This is a genomic window from Bacillus sp. 05T21 (genome assembly GCF_056396785.1).
In genome coordinates this window covers 1-22,754 of the sequence record NZ_JBFTMD010000017.1, presented here as the reverse complement: position 1 = coordinate 22,754, position 22,754 = coordinate 1, and the positions used below count along the sequence as shown (strand labels likewise).

The following is a 22,754-nucleotide window of genomic DNA, read 5'->3' as shown; positions in this document are numbered from 1 at the left end:
GTATTTTCTTTACCGTTTACCAAGTTCTTCTTCTATTTTTCTGTACATTAAAGGAAATGTTGAGATCTGATTAAAATAAATGAAAAAAGGTGTTGAACAAAAGTTCTACACCTTTTTTTGTAAATAGAAATAAAACAACACACCATCAACTGTATTATATACTCCATACTCTGCTCCATGAAGTTCTAAGATGTTTTTTGAAATGGCAAGTCCAAGTCCTGTTCCACCTTGCGACCGTTGTCTTGCTGTATCAAGCCGGTAAAAACGATCCCAAATTTTATCTAATTGATCTTCGTCGATATGGGCACCTTTATTTTCGATACAGATTTTTATTCGACTTGGCTCATCTATTGTAGAAACAATAATGTCTTCTTTTTCTGGTGTGTAACGAATAGCATTCGTGATAAAGTTTGTGATTACTTGTTCCATAAGACGATGATTTGCAATGACTTCAATCGCAGAAAGATGTGTGTGAACATGCAATTGTTTTTTTATTATCTCCAAAGATAACTGTTCACATATATGCTGAATGGCAATGTCAATATAAAAAACATCCATCTGCATTTTATACGTACCGGATTCAAATTTTGCTAACTCAAGCATATCTACAATCATCATATCCATCTTATCTACTTCTTTTTCCATAGCCTTAAAGTAATACTCTCTCTTATGATCTGCAACACCATCTTTTAAAATAGAAATACAACTTTTCATAATACTTAGAGGTGTCTTTAACTCATGCGATACCCCGGAAATAAATTCTTTTCTTGTATTTTCTAATTTTTTTTCTTTCTCTATATCTCGCTGCAACTGTTCAATATGTGAGTGTAATGTATTTGAAAGCAAATTAATATTTTGGGATAAATCACCAATTTCATCTCTCGATTCGACTGGAACCCTTTCTGAGAAATCTAGGTTTGCAATTTGCTTAGTTGTCTTGTTTATTTGTAATAAGGGTTTGGCTATCTTTTTTGAATAGTAAAAAGAAGATAGAAAAATAAGAACCAACACAAGCAAAACAATATAGACATAGTACTCTTTTATCATTTGTACAGCTTCATCAACTGGCTGCAATGACGCCATTGAAAAAATGTATGTTACTTCACCATTCTTGTCCTTTATCGGTTTTATTATTATCTTATATTTAATATCATTCTGTTCATAATCTATTTCCTGTAACGAATTGTAGTTAGCATTCTTTTTATTAAGCAATAAATTTGCCTGAAACTCCTGTATCCTTTCCATAAATAAATTATTTGTATAAGCAAAATTAGATTGTTCATTCTCACCCGAAAGTTGAACATTTGTAATATTCCCTTCTAGGTATGTTATAGGTAGTTGTTCTTCGAATGCTCTTTTATACTCTTTAGTATCTATTTTAGGGACTTCTTTAGAATTATATTTATTTTTTTGCTGTATTAAAATATCAGTTATTCTTTTTTCTAATATCGGATTTATCAAACTTGGATTTTTCGTGTTAAATAATAAAAGATATGGAATAAATGTAGAATTATTTTCTATCCCCTGCAAAATAACTTTTTTTCCTAAAGGGAATATTTCATTTAACATATCTCTCGTATAATCGCCCTCAAACTTGAAATTATACAGTGGTATAGAAATTGTAGAGTCCACGAATTGATTTTCTTTATTTTTAGACGGATTTAATTTTAATTCTATATAAAAATCCTTTACATTCTTTAAATACCCATTACTATCTAATGTGGTAATCCATGTATTATGTTCTCGATAGAAATCTTGCTCTAGTTTTTGATTAACTTGTGAATTGCCTTCACTTTTCAAATAATCCTTTCCAAAAGAATTCACGTTTATTTTGACATCATTTACTTTTTTATTCGTATAAAATTGTTTAAAGAATATTGTTTGTCCAACAATAATAGTTGCCAAAATGAACATACACAACACTGTTGTTATCATAAACAATTTTAATACAATTCCTCTTTTCAATATTTGACCTCCAGTTAACAAGCTGCTCGAACAATGATTATAACACTCTTAAATTTACCTTCCTATCCATTCCGTAATTTACCAATATTTCTTTTTACTATACAATTACACCAATAAACAACAGTTAAGATAGATACATGTTTTATAAAAAACTCCATTGATCAACTTGTTTGTGCTTAATATATTTACATCTAACCATCTACATATTTTGTAATACCTTTTAGTTACGCTTATATGTTACATGTTTTATGTAAAGATAAAATGCAGGGATAACCCTAAAATTGAAAATTTATTATAATTGTGTATTTGTAGTTAATGGGATTACATAAAACAAAACATAATTTTGTACTAGAAACTTTTTGTTCCAAAAACGACGACCATTTTTGGTTAAAAAGAATTTCTTTTTATTTATTGACTATGAAGTAACCACATAGTTTATAGTATGAATATTATTCCTTATAGGAGGCAATATAAATCTATGGATAGCTATAAGTTAACTAAAAGTGATGTAATTAAGATTTTTAATACAACGAAAGAAACACTTCGATTCTATGAAGAAAAAGGATTAGTTCAGCCAAAGGTAGGTAAAAATAACTATAGACTTTATGGAAATGAAGATCTACAAAGAATTAGCCAAATCTTCTTTTGTAAAGATATAGGCTTTTCAATTGAAGAAATTGATTTAGTAATAAATAAGAGAAATGTAATAAACAATATAAATATCTTACAGAACAAAAAAAATGATATTGAAACTGAAATTTATCGATTTATGGAAATGCAAAAGAAAATTACTAGGCTCCTCGATCTCCTTCAAAATAGAAGTAGAAACTTCAATGAAATTCAGAGTGTCTATTTTGAGGAAAGAAAATATTATCACATCAAAGGAGAAAAATTTAATAGTGTAAAATCCTTTTTTGAGAAATTCCGTTCTATTTTTAAGCAAGGTGAATTTTTTCAAGAACAATTTATAACAATGTGTTCTATTAAGAATTTATTCAATGATGATCTGGGACTTTCAGTTTATTATCCTGTTTTGAACGATACAGAGATAGAGCATGTTGAAATTCTTAGTATACCTGCAGGTAATTATCTTTGCGTTGATTACGTATGTACAGAAGAGCATATGGATGAAATACGACGTCAAATATTTACAAATATTACAGACTATATAGAGAGAAATGGTTTACAGTTTAGATCATGTAATGTAATTGAAACAGATTTACATGAATTGAATCTGTTTTATCCAGAAGGACAGATAATTATGAATATGCAAATTCCTGTTGAATAAAAATCGAAACACCAAAAGAAATGAGCATTTTATGCTGCCCCTTATCCCCTAGGCATTCACTATACAAACAAAGGCGAAGTCTTCAAACAGACTCCGCCTTTTCGATGCATCATGAATTACAGCCAGTACTAGTAGCCTCTTCATAATATTTCCTCATACATTCATGTCTCTGTTTATTTCTTAAAAAACTTTGCAACAGAACCAAATTTACGTTATTTCTTTGCGGAAATAGGTTGAGACCAAATATCTTTACCATTTAAGTGTACTTCAAAAACATATATAGGCTGAGAGAAACCTTTTGTATCAGTATAGTAATCTATATTATATTTTGTAATGAATAATGTATCACCTGCTTTGAAAGATCCTATAGGATCGAAGTCTCCTTGTTTCAGTTTTTGAAATGCTTCCTTTGGAGAAAGAATTTCAACATCTCGAACATGTGATTTTTTTGTAACGTAATCTTTATAAATAGGCATCTTTTTCCTTTCGTCTTTTAATTCTATCGATGTTTTTATAGTAACTTGAGACATATCAGTTTTTGTAATGGGTATGAGGTAATTTGTTATTTCTAGCATGCTGGGCATGTGATGCTACCCCGATAAAGTAGTGTGAGTCTTGGCCAGAGTAAACTCACAGATTTGCCGTGTCACTGAAGGATAAAAACATGGGAGAAACTGTTTAGCAGCTATCTCTTAGGCTTTTTTTGTTTTTTTTTGGTAAGAATAAAATTGGAGGTGTCTTTTAAATGAATAAAGACTGGATTAAAGTATTTGTTGCTGCTTTCTTTGAAATTTTTTGGGTAATTGGTTTAAAACATGCTGATGACTTTTGGACTTGGACGGGGACTATCATTGCTATATTTTTGAGCTTTTATTTAATGATTATGGCAGGAAGAATACTTCCCGTGGGAACTGTTTATGCTGTTTTTGTTGGATTAGGTACAGCTGGAACTGTCTTTTCTGAAATCTTGTTCTTTGGTGAACCATTTAAAATGGGTAAAGTACTCTTGATTTTATTTTTATTAGCTGGAGTAATTGGCTTGAAATTAGTTACAGATGACAAAGTTCAGGAAGGAGATGAATCCTAATGGCTTGGATTTCCTTAATTTTAGCAGGACTGTGTGAAATGTTTGGTGTTGCTATGATAAATAAATTGCATAAAGATCGAAATTGGCAATCATTATTTTTGTTAATTCTCGGATTTGGATTAAGTTTTATATTTCTTGCTTACGCAATGGAAACACTACCTATGGGGACAGCCTATGCAATTTGGACTGGAATTGGTGCGTCTGGTGGTGCAATTTTAGGCATGGCTTTTTATGGGGAATCAAAAGACTGGAAAAGACTTATTTTTATAGGTATGGTTTTAGGTGCTGCAATAGGTCTAAAACTCGTTTCTTGAACTACCCCCACTTTCACTTCGTTTAGAAGTGAGGGATTCCTAAGTAAAGAGTTCTAACGAACTCTAATTGATTAGGCTAGCTCCACAGTCCTTGTGGTTAGAAGCCTTATCGCTTCATTCTTTAGATTAATACTTGCGTTAATATCCCTATCATGGTGTGTACGACAAGAAGGGCAGTCCCATTTACGTAGGTTTAGATTTTTAACGTCTTTGTTTTGATATCCACAACAAGAACATAATTGGCTGGAAGCAAATGTTTTCGATACGACAATGACTTGTTTGCCATACCATTTTGCTTTGTATTCTAACATGGATCGAAATTGCGACCATGATACTTCACTAATGGCTTTTGCTAACTTATGATTCTTTAACATATTCGATACTTGCAAATCCTCTATACCGATAACATCGTGGTTTTTGATGATTTCAGTTGAGACTTTGTCCAAGTAATCTTTTCTAGCATTCGTCATGTATTCATGAATTCTAGCTACTTTTACTCGCTGTTTATTCCAGCGAGAAGATCCTTTTATTCTTCTAGAAAGAACACGCTGCGCTTTCGCCAACTTCTCTTCTAATGACCGAAAAAACTTCGGATTTTTATAGGTTGTTCCATCTGACAAAATGGCGAAATCTTTTAGTCCCACATCCATTCCGATGTAAGATTGTGTTTTTGGAAGTTCTTGCACTTCTGTTTCAACTAACAATGACACAAAGTATCTGCCAGAAGGGTTCCGTCTAACTGTAGCATTTACAATACGTCCCTTTACTTCGCGACTCTTGGCAAATCGAACAAGACCTAGTTTCGGCAACTTTATCTTTTTTCCTACAATGGCAATGTTTTCATTTGTTTGTTTTGTGGTGTAAGATTGTACGTTGTTTTTCTTAGATTTGAAACGCGGGGCACTAGTTTATTTTTTGAAAAAGCGTGTATAAGCATCCGCAAGGTTGCGAACAGACGACTGAATCGCAATACTATCCACTTCTTTGAGCCAAACAAACTCTTTCTTCATGGCAGGAAGTTTGGCAGAGCATGTACCATATGTCAAACCTTTCCCTGTCTCTTTGTATGCGTTATCCCATAGAGATAGGAAATGATTGAATACAAAACGAGAACAGCCAATCGTTTTATTAATTAGGGTTGCTTGTGTTTTATTTGGATAGATACGAAATTTATATGCTTTATTAATCATCATTCATTTCATCTCCATTTCGGCATGTGTCTATTATACAACAAACATACATTCGATAAATAGTGAAGTAACAGTTTATGTATGTCGAACAATTAAGATGGCTTCCTGCCATCTCTTATCCGAAGCCAATTCATCTCCCACCTACTCACTTCGCGTTCCTTGAGGAAGGAGTCTTCTTGGCTAAAATGATAAAAAAGGAAACACAAGATTTGTTCCCTTTTCACTATTTGTTTTCTACACTTTTAATTCCAATGTTTCTAGATGCTGAATAGATCCGCCCCCTGGCAGATAGACATCTTCCTCCTTCAGCAGGGATACGGAACTTTCCGTTTCTACTAGTGACGGCAGATTGCGTACGCCAAATAATAATACTTTTCCCCTATTGCCCAAATGACGCGGAGTATGCATGGAAATCGTAAGGTTGTTTATGCATGTAATTGTTCCTGTTCTTAAACATTTTCGGGTATCTATTTTTATTTTATTTTGCTTTTCTAGTATCTCTTACTTTTATTGTTTGATTGTTATGACTGGCACTTTCTCGATGTCGGAAATTTCACTGTGACCATAATAAAGCAGAAAAAATAATAAAATAATTGTCCAAATAAATATAAAAACTTTATAACTATACTTCATATGAAAAACCTCATTTTCCCTATATAGGTGAATGTACATACCTCCTATACATCCTATACATCCAATTACATAAATTATTGGATGTTTTAGTAGTAGAGAATCATTAAGTATTAAAAATTGTTATTCATAAACATATCCAAGAAATCTTCAAAAAATATCATCTAGTCATTTTAACATTTCATAAAAATGCACAGATAATATTTTTACGTTTAGCTAAGTAATGCTTATTATGTAATAAATCCTTATCTCTATTTCACCTTAATGTTTATATGTACAAGAGTCTGTGTAGCAACCAGGCTGTACTTTAAATATGTACTAAATTGTGCGTGGGAAAGGAAGCACATTTTATTTAAAGTTGTTACTTTAAACCCCTTAATTAGTTGGTAGTCTTCTTCATTCAGACAGAAAGGAAATTTAAAGTGTGCACGTATTTTCAACTCACACTCTTTACTACACACACTCCTATACACATAAAACATCTATAGTTTTCGTAACACATTGGAAACAATATAGAAACAATTATAATATCTTGTAACAAATTTGTAACATTAATGTAACATAATATATTTAATCGTACAATACTTTTTTAGCTAATTATCAACAAAGTTCTGTTAATATCGTTCAAATTTAATAATGTTCCCATAGAATATTACATATTGTTTGTGAAATGATTTTTCAAAATATAACGAAACATACCATGACGGAGGAATATTAATTCAATTTAAGAATAAATGGATTGATATCTTTCTAGCTTTTGTATCCCAATCATGGTGTAGAGAGGATTATGGTTATCCAATAAATGTATGTGACCATACACAAGCAAAGGCTTCTAAATAATTACTGTAACTACAAAAAATAAGTAATTATACTTGTTTTTTGTAGTTTAATTTCCAATATCGAAACAGTTTTATGTGCTTTCTTTTCCTGTCTACACTATTGGATGCATATCTTACTAAAGATAGCTTCTATTTTTTTTATGATTCTAGTGAAGTAATTAATTGCTGACGTTCTTTATCTCTTTGAACTACCCCCACTTTCACTTCTTTTAGCCAAACAAACTCTTTCTTCATTGTAGAAATGTTTGATAGAACATGTACCATATGTCAAACCTTTTCCTTTCTCTTTGCATGCGTTATCCTATAGGGATAGGAAATGATTGAACAGCCAATCGTTTCATTGATTAGGGGGACTTGTGCTTGATTTGGATAGATACGAAACTTATAGGCTTTATCAATCACCATTCATTTCACCTCCATTACGGCATGTTCTCGTCATACGACAAACATACATTCGATAAGTAGTGGAGTAACAGTTTATGTATGTTGAACAATTAAGATAGCTTCCTGCCATCCCTTATTCGAAGCCAATTTATCTCCACCTACTCACTTCGCATTCCTTGAAGAAGGAATCTTCTTGACTAAAATGATAAAAAAAGTTGAGGATTCCCCCAACTTTTTATCATTTATTGTCTTATTAATCCTGTAGATGTAACCCGATATGTTCTTTTCTTTCCTATATATTCCTGTTTTTCATTCTCAAGGTTAGTTAAAGTCGCTCGTGTTTTTTCCTTTGCTGCTTCCCCTTCTATATGAGTAAATTCTATATAATCTCCCTCTTTTACAGGTACTATTTGGGTTTCAGCATTTTGTTGTCTATTTCCCATGATTTCCTTATTGTACATAACGCTACCAGATGAGTTCTGGACTTTAATACTTGCATATGTGTTATTGAAATAAGAATGCGGTACACCAGCTTCTAATTTGATTTTCAGCTCTTCTGCTGTTTTATTATAATCTACTTTTGCAATTTCTCGATCACTATATCCTTTTAATGACCATGCAAATTGTTTTCCATCTAGAATTGTTGTCTCTGGCATTTTTTCTACTTTCTTTAATCCCTCTTTTGTAACCTGATACCTTGCTGACTTTCCAAAAGTCTCATTTTTGTTATTTTCAAGATTCGTTAATGTTGCGCGTGTCTTTTCCTTTACTGCGTCTCCTTCTATATGAGTGAATTCTAAATAATCTCCTACTTTTACAGGTACTGTTTGGATTTCAGCATTTTGTTGTCTATTTCCCATGATTTCCTTATTGTACATAACGCTACCAGATGAGTTCTGAACTTTAATACTTGCATATGTGCTATTGAAATAAGAATGCGGTACACCAGTTTCTAATTTGATTTTCAGCTCTTCTGCCGCTTTATTATAATCCACTTTTGCAATTTCTCGATCACTATATCCTTTTAGGGACCATGCAAATTGATTCCCTACTAAAATATCAGAATTTCCATTTGTAATTCCTACTTTTTTCTCTACAGTTCGATCAAATATATCTGTTAATGTAATTTTAGCATAAGCTGTTTGAGGCAATTGCATAGTTTGACTTACCTCGGTTTGATAGGATTTAATATTGTCGATTACTTTCAAAGCTTGTCCCGTTAACTTTTCATTGTCATAAATTTCAATTTTCCCTTTAAACTGGGGAGTACTTTGTTCTTTCAATTTCCAAGACACATTTAATTTTTCATTTTCAAAACGAATATTTTGAATATCAAAATCCAAATTTCCCATTTCTGGTTGACTAGGCTGATTTATATTAAAAGTCTTTCCAGTACCAATCGTTGATTGCGTATTTCCTCCAGCCTTAACCCATACATATTCTGAAGTTGCTCCTCCATCGTATTGATAAGAAGTATCATGTTGCCCAGAAATACGCTGATTATTCCAAGAATTCCATTGTTTATCTGAAACTTTTCTGCTATAGCCATTTTTAAGGCGTGCTTCTCTTACATCTTGTCCATTACCAGCCCAGTCCTCTTGAAACATCGATAAACCATAGTTAAATGGAACATTCGCAACTGGATGATCCATAATAGCAACTAACTTCCATTGATTTAAATTATTATCTTTTATCCACTGGCCAAACTTTGTATGACCATCTTCTTGCCAAGAACGTAGTGTCATTCGATACCATTCACTATCTTTCCAATTATAAGTTGTTTGTACCTTCAAACCCGTTCCTTCTCCACCAAATCTACTGGCTTCTGAAGTCGGCGATAAATATTCAGCTTTAATTGCTTGGTTTGATGCTATTGGATCCCAAAGTGCAAAGTGAAGGGTACGTTTACCGGTTTGATCAAAACCGCTTTGTTGTTGGAAGCCAGCATAACCGCCACCCTCTCCTCCCTGATTCCAGTTATGTACAGCCCAATATGTATAAGGTGCCGTTTGGATTGGTGACCAGTCTATGCTAATAATATCTGAAGCAGCAGTATTTTGTGGTGTTACATAAACTGATGGAGCATGCGATCGGATTGCTGCCTCTGTACTAGAAATTGGTGCTCCATACATTGACATCATGGTACAAGCCGCAGAAATCATAACAATCTTTTTGATTCTTCCATTTGTTTTTACTTTAAACATAACTTCCTATCTCCTTTTAAATTATTTTAGTTACATTGAATAATAACGATATGCATACTATTAAACAAATTATGTGAAAAAATAACATTAGCTATATTACCTAGTTATGTTTAATGTTTTTTTCACTACTATTACTAATCAAATTATAGTATTTTGTTATAAAATGGTATGATTTAGGACTAGATATATACTAAAAATATTATAAAAATTCATAAATATGTAGTTTTAGATAATTATGCTGAAAGACTCATTTAATAACTTTATTGATTTTTTGATAGATTTATGTTCAATTACTCACACTATTCCACAAGCGGCAGCGGGGAAAACGATGACCGTGGCGTCGCCATCGAAGAGTTCGTTCGCGGTGTATGATGAGAAGGGAGTATGTGTCATACTTTACCGTTGTGAGCGGCAATAACAAAGTAAACTGCCGAAGAACGGAACGGTTGTATTTGCTGGCGCGCCGAACTCGGAATTTGCAATCACGTTGAACTAGCTACAATTCTAGATGGACTTCAACAAAACCAGTACGACACAGAAGAGGTGTTTTGCTGGTTTTGTTTGTATTTACGTATGATCTTTACGAAGAGGCTTTCCACGAATAATATCACGCTCAAACTCTGCAAGAACAGCTAGCATACCAGTTCTGGGCAATCATCTTTTGCCCCACTCATCTTCTCGGTGTAAATACGTTCGCAACCGGCATTATGATGTACAAGCCCTATACGATGTAGGAATTATCCGAGGTGTTTCGGCTACTAAGTTTAACCAACATGGCACACTCACACATCAACAGGTTGCACTTATGTTAGAACGAACACTAGAATATCTAGGTGTAGAAAAAGAGTCAAATACAGGGCCCTACCACATACCCATCAACTTAAGAAGAATAAACGCCACCAAAACAAAAAAAGCCCCAAATTTTTCTTGAAAATAAGTTGGGGCTTTTGAACCAGAAAAGTATATTTTCAACTATGAAAACTACAATAAATTTTTCCTTTTTTCCTACTTGCCAAATTCAGCAAGTAAAATATGTTTAAAAGGATTAGGACTGTCAGTTCTACCCAAACTATTCCAATTGACGACCAACGTATGCTTGCCTCCAAGTTTACCTCCAACAAGAGTAGTAAACCCTAGAATGCCACCTGTGTGTCCCCATATCGAGACACCGCTTTGAAGCTTAGTTTTATAGATTCCAAGACCATATCCATCGATTCCTTCTTTTCCTGTAGGAACTGTAGTAAGCATTTGTTTTAGTTGCTGTTCTTTCAGTAATTTGCCACCGAGCAAGTAAGAGAAGAATTTATTTAAGTCGTCAGCAGTAGAAATCATATCTCCAGCTGAGCTAGCTACACTTGGATTATAATAAGTAACGTCTTTTAGCTCACTTGTTCCGTCTGGTTGGACATATCCACGGGCATGCTTGGTGCCTGGAATAACGCTTGAATTGCCAGGTAGGAATGTATTCGATAATTCAAGCGGTTCAATAATCCGATTTTCAATCTCTTCCGCATAGCTGTTTTCGGTTACTTTTTCAATAAGAATACCCAGTAATACGTATCCTGTGTTTGAATAAGACCAACCCTTTCCTGGGGCAAAGTCTGGGGGCAGAGAAATCCCCATCTTCACTAACTCTTCAGCCGTATACGATTTTTTTGTATCCATAAAATCAGCGTCTTTTGACCTTGAGTATTCAGCGATGCCACTTGTATGGTTCAATATCTGCCGGATAGTAATCTGGTTACCATCATATCCGTTTCCTTGAATGACACCAGGCAACCATTTTTCGATGTAGTCGTCTAGATTCAAGCGGTTTTCTCCAGCTAATTGAAGTACAACCGTTGCGGTGAACGTCTTCGTCACACTTCCAATGCGAAAGCGATAATCTGTTTTCATTGGTTGCTTGGTGCTCAGATTCGCTTCCCCAGCGGCATAACCCCACTTTTTTCCACCCTCGGAAGTTTTAGCAAGTATCCCCGGGTATCCAAGTTGCAATGTATCCCGCATTGCTTGCTTGACGGAATTACGATCTCGTTGAGTGCTTGTTTGTAACAAACTAGATACATTTTGAGTGGGCTCTGCTTTTACAATTGAGGCTGGCGTTGTATATAACAAGGAACTTCCAGCTATTAAAAGGGCAAGACTTGCAAATGTAATTTGACTACGTATTTTCATAAGTCATTCCTCTCCTCTATTCATATTGTATAAGTGTTTGCTTACTGTTCCTTACTTCCTGACAAGACTTAGGGAAAGACCCTCACTCATATAGATTAAAGACCCAGTACAAAGGTATCTATCAATACCAACAATTTGAGCCATTTAAATCTCCATCCCTTCTATAACAAAATTATTCAAAGGTATGAAAGCATATTATGTATCCTTAGTTATTGTTAGGATTAACACAACATGAGACATAACCCCAACCCATATTTTACTTTGTTTATCCATAATATGTATTGAGAAATAATGTAAATCAAAATCCTTTCCGTACCCCAACTATTGATCTTTTTTTCACCTATTATAATTAGCTATTTATAATTTCATAATAAAAAACTGTAAAAAAATAACGAGTCCCTTAACGTACAGGAAGCGGTTGAAAAATGTGTCTAAACGCACAATTTAAACACAAATTAACCGATTCCCTGTACGTTAAGGAATTAGTTTGTATATTTGAGAAGATGTGCGAGACAGGTGTGATTTTAGGGGAATCCAATATTTTCTATTCAAATATGATAGAATAGAAATATATCCAAAACGGAGGAACAACAAATGAACTCAAACACAAAACAGTTTATTTATGATATCCAGCAAAGAAAGAACAATTATATAGAAAATATATTAATAGCCATACAACACCCTAAAAAAGAGCAATCTGAACAGGTCATTCAAAATATAGTGGAGAAGATGGATATGATGATCAGTTTAGTTACTACTTACATGGCTATTGAATCAGAATCTATGAAAGAATTAAAAGAGCTTCAGGAAGAAATTATTCATGCTCAAGCATATATTCAAAAACGAAAATTTGAAGAAACACAGAGATAAAACCCTGTGTTTTTATTTGGTCGTCTATGACGCCAATCTGTTATAAATCAAATTAGATGTAATTTGATCATTAGGGGATTACTTGCAAAGTTTGCACCAGAATCTGTAATGGCTAATTATATCATTTCCATTCACAATCAAAATATAGGAATGATTTCTTTAACAATACACAGCATACTTTGATTTAAGAAAATACAGATACTCTATTCCGGCATCAGTAATCTTTGTACCGGCTCGCCCTCTTCCTTTTACGACAAATCCTTCACTTTCTAAAATATCCAGACGGCGACGGATTTGCTGTGGGGATAAAGCAAAGTCTGATTCTTTGCTTTTACTTGAAAGTAGATCTCTGCTTGCCGCCTTTCCTTTTTCGTTACATTGCTTGATTACTTCCAAGATAAAAATATGCTCCTTCATTTCCAGTATACTTCCACATACGGGATATTCGGATTTCACGCTGCCCCCCTCTTGTCCCAGCATGGACGGAAGATCTCCTTTCGTCACGATATTTCCCTCACAAATTGTCAGCATATAATCAATTGTGCTTTTTAATTCTCGTATATTTCCAGGCCATTCATATTGCATGAAATACTCCAGCACATCTTGTTCTATCTTTACCCATTTTCCGCTCTTTGTGATGAAATGCTTAATCAAAATTGGAATATCCGCTCTTCTCTCAATGAGTGGTGGAATACAGAGATTAAGTACATTCAACCGGTAAAATAAATCGACTTTGAATGAACCGGCCCTTATCTTTCCTTGAAGATCTTTATTTGTTGCGGTAATCACTCGAACATTGACAGGTATAATTCTTACACCACCGATTCTGCGGATTTCTCCCTCCTGCAGAACGCGCAGCAGATGTGATTGAACAGTAAGACTTATGTCCCCGATTTCATCCAAAAAGATAGTTCCGTTATCCGCTAATTCAAACAGACCTTTCTTGCCCCCCTTTTGTGCTCCTGTAAATGTCCCTTCTTCGTAACCAAACAATTCACTTTCAAGCAGGCTCTCTGTTAATGCGCTACAATTTACAGCCAGAAACGGTCCGTTTTTTCGCAATGAATGCTCATGAATAGCATGGGCAAACAGTTCTTTTCCTGTTCCTGTTTCACCCTGAATTAAAATCGGATGTTCCGATAAGGCAAGTTTCTTGGCGATTCGCTTACGCTCTTTCATTACAATATGTTCGCCGATAATATCCTCAAATCCGTATTTTGTATGAAATCCTTTATTACGCATTTCTCTTTGCGCTGTTTTTTCAATTTCAAAGGCTTGATGTACACTCTTAAAAGTTGCGACAATTGTATTTTCTTGCATCATTTGCAAACGAAAAATTACGACATCCACGCCATCTATGTCGAAGAACTTGCTTTCATCCTTTCCATTCATGATGAAATCGGTAATATCCCGACGACTCATCACATGTTCTACATACTCATTAACCACATCTTGCGCCACAATATGAAACAATGCCGTAAGACGTTCATTGAATACCGTAATCCGCCCTTCCTGGTTAACGACTAATATTCCATCATCGACAGTTCCTAACACATTTTGGATGTGCTCACTCATCTGCTTAGCATCCCGCTCTGCATGTAATAACTTACGTTGTAATTCAATGATATTGCTAATATACCTTTCTGAAATCTTCGAGGATATATCCTTGCTCAAACCACAACATTCTACAACTTCCAGAATTGTTGTCATATCAAAAAGACGTACACCTATATCAATTACTTCTTTTATGTAAGAAGGGCACAGATGTATTTCTCCTGGCGAAACAGCAATTCGAACATCATCATAAAACAACACCCCCTTCCGAAAAGGGATAAATTGAATATGATTTATACCAAGTTGATATAAGGATTCAATAAGATTTATTGTTGCATCATCATTATCATTCACCACTAGAACTGATGAATCTTCAGGTATTCTTAAAAGTTTATCAATGTATTCATGATGAACTGTTCTCTTTCCCACAATTATTTTCTCAGCATTCACGCTATACATACCTTTTGTTTGATCATAAACAGAAGCTGATGAATACAAAATAATTGTATCTTCAAGAGACTGCGGTATTCCCTCATCCGCAGCATGGCTTTTAATATAAACATAGTCTCCAAGCAATTGTTCTAGTTGCTCCTGTAAGGCTTGCGTTGTTTTTGAGCTTCCAGCTATAAGTGTAAGTGAGGATTTTAACATTAAGACACCTGCCTATATTTAAATTGGTTCTATTATATCGCCAAAAAAGGACAATAAAAACCAAAATCTCTACTCTTGCCATAAAAATCTCCTTAAAAATCATACTATCAATATTGGCACACATATTGCATATATAAATTAATGAAGTGTCCGAGGTTATGAAAAGGAGGGAAACAGCAGAATACGAGAAAAGAACATGGTCTATTAGCGGTATTTTTGTAAGCGTTCTATTTCAATCCATTTATTTTAAATACAAAGGAGGAACACATATGAGCCAACTACAAGAACAGGCTGTTTCACTTGGAAAAAAAGAGAAAAAAATTAATGTTTTTGTATTGCTATTCGGCATTCTCGTAACAGCGACTCTATTAACTTATTTTTTACCGACCGGAGAATATGCACGGATTGAAGTGAATAACCGGACTACTGTAGACCCAAATTCTTTTAAATCAATAGAATCTGCTCCGGTCGGATTTTTCGATATGATAAAAGCTGTTCATACAGGAATGGTAGAGGCCGGCAATATTATATTTTTCTTATTGATTATCGGAGGATTTTTTGGTGTCTTAAGAGCAACTGGTACGGTTGATGTGCTTATCGCTACAATGGCTAGGAAGTTGGCGACACGTGAAAAACTATTGATTCCTGTCGTGACGCTGTTCTTTGCTGTAGGTGGCTCTTTAATGGGGATGGCGGAAGAAACACTAGCTTATCTTCCTCTTATCATTCCACTGGCGTTGGCTCTGGGATTTGATGCAATTACAGGAACTGCTATCGTCATAGTAGGAGCATTGTCAGGGTTTACAACTGCCATCATGAATCCTTTCACAGTAGGGCTTGCACAAGGAATCGCAGAATTACCGATGTTCTCAGGCATAGTGTTTCGCCTTATTTTATTTGTTATCATCTACCTTGTTTCTGTTCTTTATATCTATCGTTACGCAATGAAGGTAAAGAAAGATCCTTCTATTGGCATCTATGGAAAATATACAAAAGAAGAAGCGGAAAAATTACTGCAATCAAGTGAGAAGTTAACAGGAAGACATAAGTTCATCTTAGGAGCTTTTGTAATTAATTATATCGTTTTGGCGTTTGGTGTAATCAAATTCGAATGGTACATTACAGAAATTTCATCTTTATTCCTTTTATTGACAATAATGATTGGGATCATCGGAAAACTATCTGCAGATCAGATTGTTAACTCCTTTATCAACGGCTCTGCATCCTTGCTCGGTGGTGCCTTGATTATCGGTGTATCGCGCGCCATTCTTGTTGTATTAAATGAAGGGCATATCGTTGACCCTATGCTGCATCAATTATCTGTATCAATCAAGCATATTCCGGACTATTTAAGCGTTGTTGGCATGTACAATTTCCAAGCTCTTATTCATTTTGTTCTAGCATCTGGCACGGGTCATGCGATGCTGACAATGCCGATTATGGTGCCACTTGCAGACTTATTGGGTATTACACGCCAAACTGCAGTGTTATCATTTTCTTTTGCTGACGGAATCGGAAATATGATTTTTCCGACCGCTACGACCTTAATGGCAGGCTTGGCGATTGCAGGAATTTCTTGGACAAAGTGGGCAAAGTGGATTCTGCCACTTGTATTCATTCACTATCTCATCGGATTAGTAGCTGTTATCATAGCTCACTTCATAGGATATGGTCCATTCTGATATAAAACGAAAAGTATTGACAGGAGGAGAAAAGAATTGATTACCTTAATAAAAAATGGAGAAGTATACGCACCCAACTACCTAGGACGGAAAGACATATTAATTGCAGATGATAAAATCGCATTCATAGATGATAGAATCGCAATTCCTAACAACTTTGCTCCTATTCTAGTCATTGATGCGGCAAATCTTTTGGTTGTTCCAGGATTTATCGATTCACACGTTCATATTATTGGTGGAGGCGGAGAAGGCGGATTCAAAACCCGCACACCTGAGCTGATGCTTACTGATATTACAACTGCAGGTATTACAACACTAGTCGGTTTACTCGGTACTGACGGGACAACACGTAAAATGGAAAGTCTGCTTGCCAAGGCGCGGGCACTTGAAGAAGAGGGAGTTTCTTGTTTCATTCACACAGGCTCCTATCAAGTGCCAGTAAAAACGCTGACGGGAAAAATCGAAGATGATATTATTTTAATTGACAAAATTATCGGTGTTGGAGAGATTGCTATCTCCGACCATAGATCATCAGAACCTACATTTGAGGAAATAGTTAAAGTCGCCACTGCCGCACGCAATGGCGGTATTCTGTCAGGAAAAGCTGGTATAATAGAAGTTCATGTAGGGGACGGAGAAGGCAAACTTTCATTGTTACATGAAATTGCAGATAAAACCAACATTCCGATTCGGCACTTCCATCCAACACACATAAACCGAAACGAAGAATTATTCAGGGCGGGTATTGATTACGCAAAGCGAGGCGGTTACGTAGACTTTACCACAAGTACTACTCCTCAATTTTTGGAGGACGGGGAAGTGAAATGCAGTGAGGCATTACGTATAATGCTTGAAGATGGGGTCCCAGTCGGACACATCACCTTCTCCTCAGATGGACAGGCCAGCCTCCCCTTCTTTGACAACAATGGGGAGTATGCAGGCCTTCAAGTCGGAAAAGTATCTTCGCTATTTCACGAAGTACGAGAATCTGTTTTAGTGGAAGGTATTCCGTTAGAAACGGCACTAGAAGTCATTACCACGAATCCCGCACAATTGCTGAAACTTTCAAGTAAGGGCTGTATCCAAACCGGGAAGGATGCTGACATCGTATTGTTGGAAAAAGAAACGTTGGACATTCACAGCGTCATTGCAAAAGGCAAGTTTATGGTAGAAAATAAAGTTCCGATAGTGAAGGGAACATTTGAATAAGAAAGTTAAGAAGCTTCTATTACAAAAATCATTTAAAGACACTAGAAAAATATGACACTTATACAAATGAATAATATATAAACATAAGACCACCGGTTTATTGAACTACCCCCACTTTCACTTCGTTTAGAAGTGGGGGATTCCTAAGTAAAGAGTTCTATTGAACTCTAATTTATTAGGCTATCTCCGCAGTCCTTGCGGTTAGAAGCCTTATCGCTTCATTCTTTAGATTGATACTTGCATTAATATCTCTATCATGGTGTGTAAGGCAAGAAGGGCAGTCCCATTTACGTAGGTTGAGATTTTTAACGTCTTTATTTTGATATCCACAACAAGAACATAATTGGCTTGAAGCAAATGTTTTCGATACGACAATGATTTGTTTACCGTACCATTCCGCTTTATATTCTAACATGGTTCGAAACTGTGACCATGATACCTCACTAATTGCTTTTGCTAACTTATGATTCTTTAACATATTCGATACTTGCAAATCCTCTATACAATAACATCGTGGTTTTTGATGATTTCAGTTGAGATTTTGTCCAAGTAATCTTTTCTAGCATTTGCTATGTATTCATGAATTCTAGCTACTTTTACTCGTTGTTTATTCCAGCGAGAAGATCCTTTCATTCTTCTAGAAAGAACACGCTGTGCTTTTGCCAACTTCTCTTCTAACGATCGAAAAAACTTCGGGTTTTCATAGGGTGTTCCATCTGACAAAATGGCGAAATCTTTTAGTCCCACATCTATTCCAATGTAAGAATTTGTTTTCGGAAGTTCTTGCACTTCTGTTTCAACTAACAATGACACAAAGTATCTACCAGAAGGGTTCCGTCTAACTGTAGCATTTAAAATACGTCCCTTTACTTCACGACTTTTGGCAAATCGAACAAGACCTAGTTTTGGCAATTTCATTTTGTTTCCTACGACGGCAATGTTTTCATTTGTTTGCTTTGTGGTGTAAGATTGTACGTTGTTTTTCTTAGATTTGAAACGTGGGGCACTGTTTTGTTTTTTGAAAAAGCGTGTATAAGCATCCGCGAGGTTGCGAACAGACGACTGAATCGCAATACTATCCACTTCTTTTAGCCAAACAAATTCTTTCTTCATGGCAGGAAGTTTGGCAGAGCATGTACCATATGTCAAACCTTTTCCTGTTTCTTTGTATGCATGATCCCATAGAGATAGGAAGTGATTGAACACAAAACGAGAACAACCAATCGTTTTATTGATTAGGGTCGCTTGTGCTTTATTTGGATAGATACGAAATTTATATGCTTTATTGATTATCATTCATTTCACCTCCATTTCGATATGCATCTATTATACAACAAACATATATTCGGTAGGTAGTGAAGTAACAATTTATGTATGTCGAACAATTAAGATGGCTTCCTGCCATCCCTTGTCCGAAGCCAATTCATCTCCCACCTACTCACTTCGCGTTCTTTGAGGAAGGAGTCTTCTTGGCTAAAATGATAAAAAAATGATTCTTGCAGGAAGAAGAGATTACATTGATTAAAAGAACAAGGTTTTTATAGACGTACAACTCATTGTACAGTCAAACATTTGAACAATCCCATTGAACAAGACCATAGACATGTAAAAAGGCATTTTGCCAAATCCACAGGATTCAAAGCCTTCGTCATGCTTCACGTACCTTGAAAGGTATTGAAACCGTTCATACGCTATATAAACGAAAACGAAGTTTGCAACAGAACCAATTATTTTCTATTCCTTTACAATTAATTACTTTAACATTCCCAACAATTCATCCCCAATTCTCCCTAAAGGCTCATTAGCTTTAACACATTCATTAAAATCTGCCTTCCATATAAAGAAATCAGATAATCCTCCTCTTGGTGGATATAGATTATTATAAATTAATTTTATTTCATTTATAACATCATCAAAGTCTATATAATTATTATTTTGGCATTCATTTAAAATATTAATTACATATCTAACTTCAGATATCTGATAATCTATATCACCTTTCTTATTTCCCTCTAATATTACACCCAATTCACTAAAAAGTTTTTCTAATTTATCTATTACTAACTTACTTGAACTCACTATCATACCTCCTGTTTTATTGGTGTTTTACTTTAAGGCTCTACTCCATTAATCTTCCATGGTTCCGAAATAAAAATTTGATTACAATTTTCTCCACCAAGGTAATGACCCCCTTGATATTCAACCAGCCCTTCATATATTGTAGTTCCTTTAGGAATTTTTATTGCGTATGTTGATTCTATTGGCGAAGTACCTGTCAGTACACCTGTTTTAGGATCTATCCATTGAGCTTTAACCGCAGAATCTATCTGTACTTTTGCAACTGTTTCTGCTGGTTCTCTTGTAAACCACTGTCCAAGCGCATTTTGTTCTTCTCCCAGAATTGTTAATCCTCCTTTTTTGCCTGAACGATATAAAGTTGTATCTTCATCCAAAATTTTCACATTATATTTTCCTGCTAGAAAGTTTGATACTGGATTTCCCCTCATTTCAGCTAAAGGCCCAGGATTCTCTATCATACTATGAGTATATTTAGCACCACTCTTCAAATTCAACCTATCAAAAAACGCTGCCGTTTTCTGCTCAAGCCACTAGTTATGTTCTACAGGTACATCCTAAGCTACTACTGGCCGCAGCTTGGGATCTAGATTTTCTGCAGTTATTTTTTATGTTGGTATATATCGCATCTATTTTTCTTGCTACATTCAGACACATTGTTATTACTCCTCCCAATTTCTTTCACATAAAAATAGAACCAATGCTTCTTCCATTAGAAACATTGGTTCTATTCTTAGCTATAATATATAATTATTTTTTCTTTTCATTACATCTTTCATTTAGAGAAAAAATCATTTAAATGGCAGAATATTTTAAAACTTTTTGACTTCATTAACTTAAAATTACCTTTAATTTTATCTACTACTCTGCTCCGTGCATTCGTTGTAATATATTGTATAATTTAGTAGTACTCATCTTAACTTCACTATCATTAATTAAAAACCTCACATTTTTTATATTATTATCAATAGTTACTTTTATTATATTTTGCAAGCTACTCATATTCATATCTATTGCAATTTCATTTGTATTTCCTTGCTCTTTAGAATACTTTTTGCAATCTATTTCACTAATAAAAACTTTAATATAATCTTTTTCTACCACTGGGACAAATTTATTTAGTATTATTTCTTCACCTATTGTATCCTTACTTGGAACAATCCACAACTTATCATCGCAGAATCTTACACTATTTAATACATTCATAATTGCATATTCACTTTTAGCTAATACTGGAGGTTGACCTTGTTTTACAAAACATTCATTTACCAAATCATATATGTTGCAGATTATGAAATCTCTTCCTTCATCAATAATGACTTGGTATATACCAGAGAACATTGCATAATAAGAACTTATTAGTAACTCTTGGAATTCAACTTTTTTTACTAAATATATGTCATTTCTCTTAAATTGGTAATACTCTGCATATTCCTTTGCTATTTTTTCTTCTGAAAAAAGCCACATTGTAGGCATGTTATTATTTAATCCAAAGAATATTTTCCCTTTATTATCTTTAACTTCTTCATCTGTTGTATTTCTACTAACTACAGTGTATATTTCTTTTAAACTGACTATAGATCTTAAAATTTCATTATATTTATTTAAATAATGCTCTGAGCTTTTTTCTATTCTATTTAATTCATTTATTTTTTCTTGTATAGATACACTACTCATTTTCATTTTTTCTCCTTTTAATACAATATAATTAAATATAATCTATTCTAAAAGGTTCTTTAAATAACTTCTTATATCCTTTTGTTCGATTCTAGTGACCTTTTCATCCATATTTTGAAATTTCAAAATGGGCTCCTTAATTTCTATTAAAGCATCTACTTCCTCTATTGGAACCTCTTTTTTAAAAACAAATTGTTCCATCTTTTCAAATCCATAATTTCTAGCTTCTTTTTCATCACTTGTACCTAGCGTAATTTTATTTATTTCTAGTATAAACTTACCTATTGCCCATGGAACAAATTCTTTTTCTTTATATATTACTTTGTATTTCAATTTATAAGCCATCTCTACTTCATTAATATCAACCTCTTTTATATATATTACTTTTGAAACGAATCCTTGTTCAAATTTTAATTCTTTAAATCCATATTTTATGGATTCATTTGAATTACTTATAAGCTCTAGGTTATTATCCGATACATCTAATCTATACAAATTATTTTTATAAATAGCGTAGTCACTCATACTTTATTATACTTCCTTCCTAGTCAGCCATAACCCATCCAATTTTTTTATTAAATTCAAATTTTGTTGCTACATTTCCAGTTTCTGAATCTATAATATTCAATATATCTCCATCTTGGAAAGCTCTTGCATAACCCCTTTCATATGAAAATTCTGGTAATGCAATATTCTTACTTCCTGTGAACCCCCTTGCAGTAAATGGATAATTATCGGCATTAGCTTCCCACCTTGGAATCGTCAACTTTGATGGCTCATTTTCTATATATTCAATAGCCCCATAAAACTTATCTGGTGCACCAATTGGTGTTGATACACCATTTCCTCCATGATCTACTTTAAACATCGTTCCATCATAGTCAAGCCTAGCCCCTTCATAATTTTCAAACAGTGTTTTTAAATTTGCACTATGCTCATCAACTGCAGTAAATCCTCTT

15 protein-coding genes and 8 pseudogenes are annotated in these 22,754 nt (G+C 34.3%); 10 read left to right on the top strand and 13 right to left on the bottom strand.

What is annotated here, in order from left to right:
• Positions 1-105: 105 nt before the first annotated feature.
• Positions 106-1,965, bottom strand: a complete 1,860-nt coding sequence (locus tag AC1DKZ_RS23250; protein WP_476997133.1) for a HAMP domain-containing sensor histidine kinase — start codon at positions 1,963-1,965, stop codon at positions 106-108.
• Positions 1,966-2,443: 478 nt separating this feature from the next.
• Between AC1DKZ_RS23250 and AC1DKZ_RS23245 the strand changes: the two genes are divergently transcribed.
• Together AC1DKZ_RS23245 and AC1DKZ_RS23240 are read left to right on the top strand one after the other, a co-directional pair.
• The gene (locus tag AC1DKZ_RS23245) at positions 2,444-3,253 is read left to right on the top strand and encodes a MerR family transcriptional regulator (protein WP_476997132.1); all 810 of its coding nucleotides are present in this window, start codon (positions 2,444-2,446) and stop codon (positions 3,251-3,253) included.
• A gap of 53 nt (positions 3,254-3,306) precedes the next feature.
• Positions 3,307-3,399 (top strand): annotated as a pseudogene (locus tag AC1DKZ_RS23240) (IS6 family transposase); the annotation flags it as partial.
• Positions 3,400-3,465: 66 nt separating this feature from the next.
• On the opposite strand, the pseudogene AC1DKZ_RS23235 reads toward AC1DKZ_RS23240, so the two are convergent.
• A pseudogene (locus AC1DKZ_RS23235) lies at positions 3,466-3,807 on the bottom strand (VanZ family protein); the annotation flags it as partial.
• Between the two features lie 191 nt (positions 3,808-3,998).
• Here AC1DKZ_RS23235 and AC1DKZ_RS23230 point away from each other — a divergent pair.
• Positions 3,999-4,340 (top strand): DMT family transporter, encoded by a 342-nt coding sequence (locus tag AC1DKZ_RS23230; protein WP_001030833.1) that lies wholly within the window; start codon positions 3,999-4,001, stop codon positions 4,338-4,340.
• On the top strand, positions 4,340-4,654 hold the full coding sequence (locus AC1DKZ_RS23225; RefSeq protein ID WP_002137468.1) for a DMT family transporter: 315 nt from the start codon (positions 4,340-4,342) through the stop codon (positions 4,652-4,654). The genes AC1DKZ_RS23230 and AC1DKZ_RS23225 overlap by 1 nt, the downstream gene beginning before the upstream one ends.
• Positions 4,655-4,725: 71 nt before the next feature.
• Here the strand turns inward: AC1DKZ_RS23225 and tnpB (AC1DKZ_RS23220) are convergent.
• Positions 4,726-5,847: pseudogene (gene tnpB, locus AC1DKZ_RS23220) on the bottom strand (IS200/IS605 family element RNA-guided endonuclease TnpB).
• A 1,311-nt stretch (positions 5,848-7,158) separates the two neighbouring features.
• Between tnpB (AC1DKZ_RS23220) and AC1DKZ_RS23215 the strand changes: the two are divergent.
• Positions 7,159-7,314 (top strand): annotated as a pseudogene (locus tag AC1DKZ_RS23215) (DUF2278 family protein); the annotation flags it as partial.
• A gap of 182 nt (positions 7,315-7,496) precedes the next feature.
• Here AC1DKZ_RS23215 and AC1DKZ_RS23210 read toward each other — a convergent pair.
• Together AC1DKZ_RS23210 and AC1DKZ_RS23205 are read right to left on the bottom strand one after the other, a co-directional pair.
• Positions 7,497-7,718, bottom strand: a pseudogene (locus AC1DKZ_RS23210) (helix-turn-helix domain-containing protein); the annotation flags it as partial.
• A 221-nt stretch (positions 7,719-7,939) separates the two neighbouring features.
• Positions 7,940-9,901, bottom strand: coding sequence for a DUF3472 domain-containing protein (locus AC1DKZ_RS23205; protein WP_476997131.1), 1,962 nt, complete (start codon positions 9,899-9,901; stop codon positions 7,940-7,942).
• A 298-nt stretch (positions 9,902-10,199) separates the two neighbouring features.
• Here AC1DKZ_RS23205 and AC1DKZ_RS23200 point away from each other — a divergent pair.
• Positions 10,200-10,397: pseudogene (locus tag AC1DKZ_RS23200) on the top strand (hypothetical protein); the annotation flags it as partial.
• Positions 10,398-10,906: 509 nt separating this feature from the next.
• Here the strand turns inward: AC1DKZ_RS23200 and AC1DKZ_RS23195 are convergent.
• The gene (locus AC1DKZ_RS23195) at positions 10,907-12,076 is read right to left on the bottom strand and encodes a serine hydrolase domain-containing protein (protein ID WP_476997130.1); all 1,170 of its coding nucleotides are present in this window, start codon (positions 12,074-12,076) and stop codon (positions 10,907-10,909) included.
• Between the two features lie 594 nt (positions 12,077-12,670).
• Here AC1DKZ_RS23195 and AC1DKZ_RS23190 point away from each other — a divergent pair.
• Positions 12,671-12,946, top strand: coding sequence for a hypothetical protein (locus tag AC1DKZ_RS23190; RefSeq protein ID WP_431182755.1), 276 nt, complete (start codon positions 12,671-12,673; stop codon positions 12,944-12,946).
• A 159-nt stretch (positions 12,947-13,105) separates the two neighbouring features.
• On the opposite strand, the gene AC1DKZ_RS23185 is transcribed toward AC1DKZ_RS23190, so the two are convergent.
• Positions 13,106-15,151, bottom strand: coding sequence for a sigma 54-interacting transcriptional regulator (locus AC1DKZ_RS23185; RefSeq protein ID WP_476997129.1), 2,046 nt, complete (start codon positions 15,149-15,151; stop codon positions 13,106-13,108).
• Between the two features lie 269 nt (positions 15,152-15,420).
• Between AC1DKZ_RS23185 and AC1DKZ_RS23180 the strand changes: the two genes are divergently transcribed.
• Positions 15,421-16,833 carry a YfcC family protein gene (locus tag AC1DKZ_RS23180; protein WP_476997182.1) on the top strand — a complete coding sequence of 471 codons (1,413 nt, stop codon included), beginning with the start codon at positions 15,421-15,423 and terminating at the stop codon, positions 16,831-16,833.
• Between the two features lie 36 nt (positions 16,834-16,869).
• On the top strand, positions 16,870-18,042 hold the full coding sequence (gene iadA, locus AC1DKZ_RS23175; RefSeq protein WP_071734960.1) for a beta-aspartyl-peptidase: 1,173 nt from the start codon (positions 16,870-16,872) through the stop codon (positions 18,040-18,042).
• A 175-nt stretch (positions 18,043-18,217) separates the two neighbouring features.
• Here iadA and tnpB (AC1DKZ_RS23170) read toward each other — a convergent pair.
• Positions 18,218-19,338 (bottom strand): annotated as a pseudogene (tnpB, locus tag AC1DKZ_RS23170) (IS200/IS605 family element RNA-guided endonuclease TnpB).
• 225 nt (positions 19,339-19,563) lie between these two features.
• Between tnpB (AC1DKZ_RS23170) and AC1DKZ_RS23165 the strand changes: the two are divergent.
• Positions 19,564-19,847: pseudogene (locus AC1DKZ_RS23165) on the top strand (DDE-type integrase/transposase/recombinase); the annotation flags it as partial.
• On the opposite strand, the gene AC1DKZ_RS23160 reads toward AC1DKZ_RS23165, so the two are convergent.
• From AC1DKZ_RS23160 to AC1DKZ_RS23140, 5 genes are all read right to left on the bottom strand, one after another.
• Complete coding sequence (locus AC1DKZ_RS23160; protein WP_476997128.1) at positions 19,795-20,121, bottom strand: hypothetical protein; 327 nt, start codon at positions 20,119-20,121, stop codon at positions 19,795-19,797. The pseudogene AC1DKZ_RS23165 and the gene AC1DKZ_RS23160 overlap by 53 nt on opposite strands.
• 32 nt (positions 20,122-20,153) lie before the next feature.
• The gene (locus AC1DKZ_RS23155; protein ID WP_476997127.1) at positions 20,154-20,609 is read right to left on the bottom strand and encodes a hypothetical protein; all 456 of its coding nucleotides are present in this window, start codon (positions 20,607-20,609) and stop codon (positions 20,154-20,156) included.
• A 370-nt stretch (positions 20,610-20,979) separates the two neighbouring features.
• On the bottom strand, positions 20,980-21,795 hold the full coding sequence (locus AC1DKZ_RS23150; RefSeq protein ID WP_476997126.1) for a hypothetical protein: 816 nt from the start codon (positions 21,793-21,795) through the stop codon (positions 20,980-20,982).
• A gap of 42 nt (positions 21,796-21,837) precedes the next feature.
• Positions 21,838-22,320 (bottom strand): hypothetical protein, encoded by a 483-nt coding sequence (locus AC1DKZ_RS23145; protein WP_328059054.1) that lies wholly within the window; start codon positions 22,318-22,320, stop codon positions 21,838-21,840.
• A gap of 19 nt (positions 22,321-22,339) precedes the next feature.
• A partial coding sequence (locus AC1DKZ_RS23140; protein WP_476997125.1) for a hypothetical protein occupies positions 22,340-22,754 on the bottom strand: 415 nt, incomplete at its 5' end.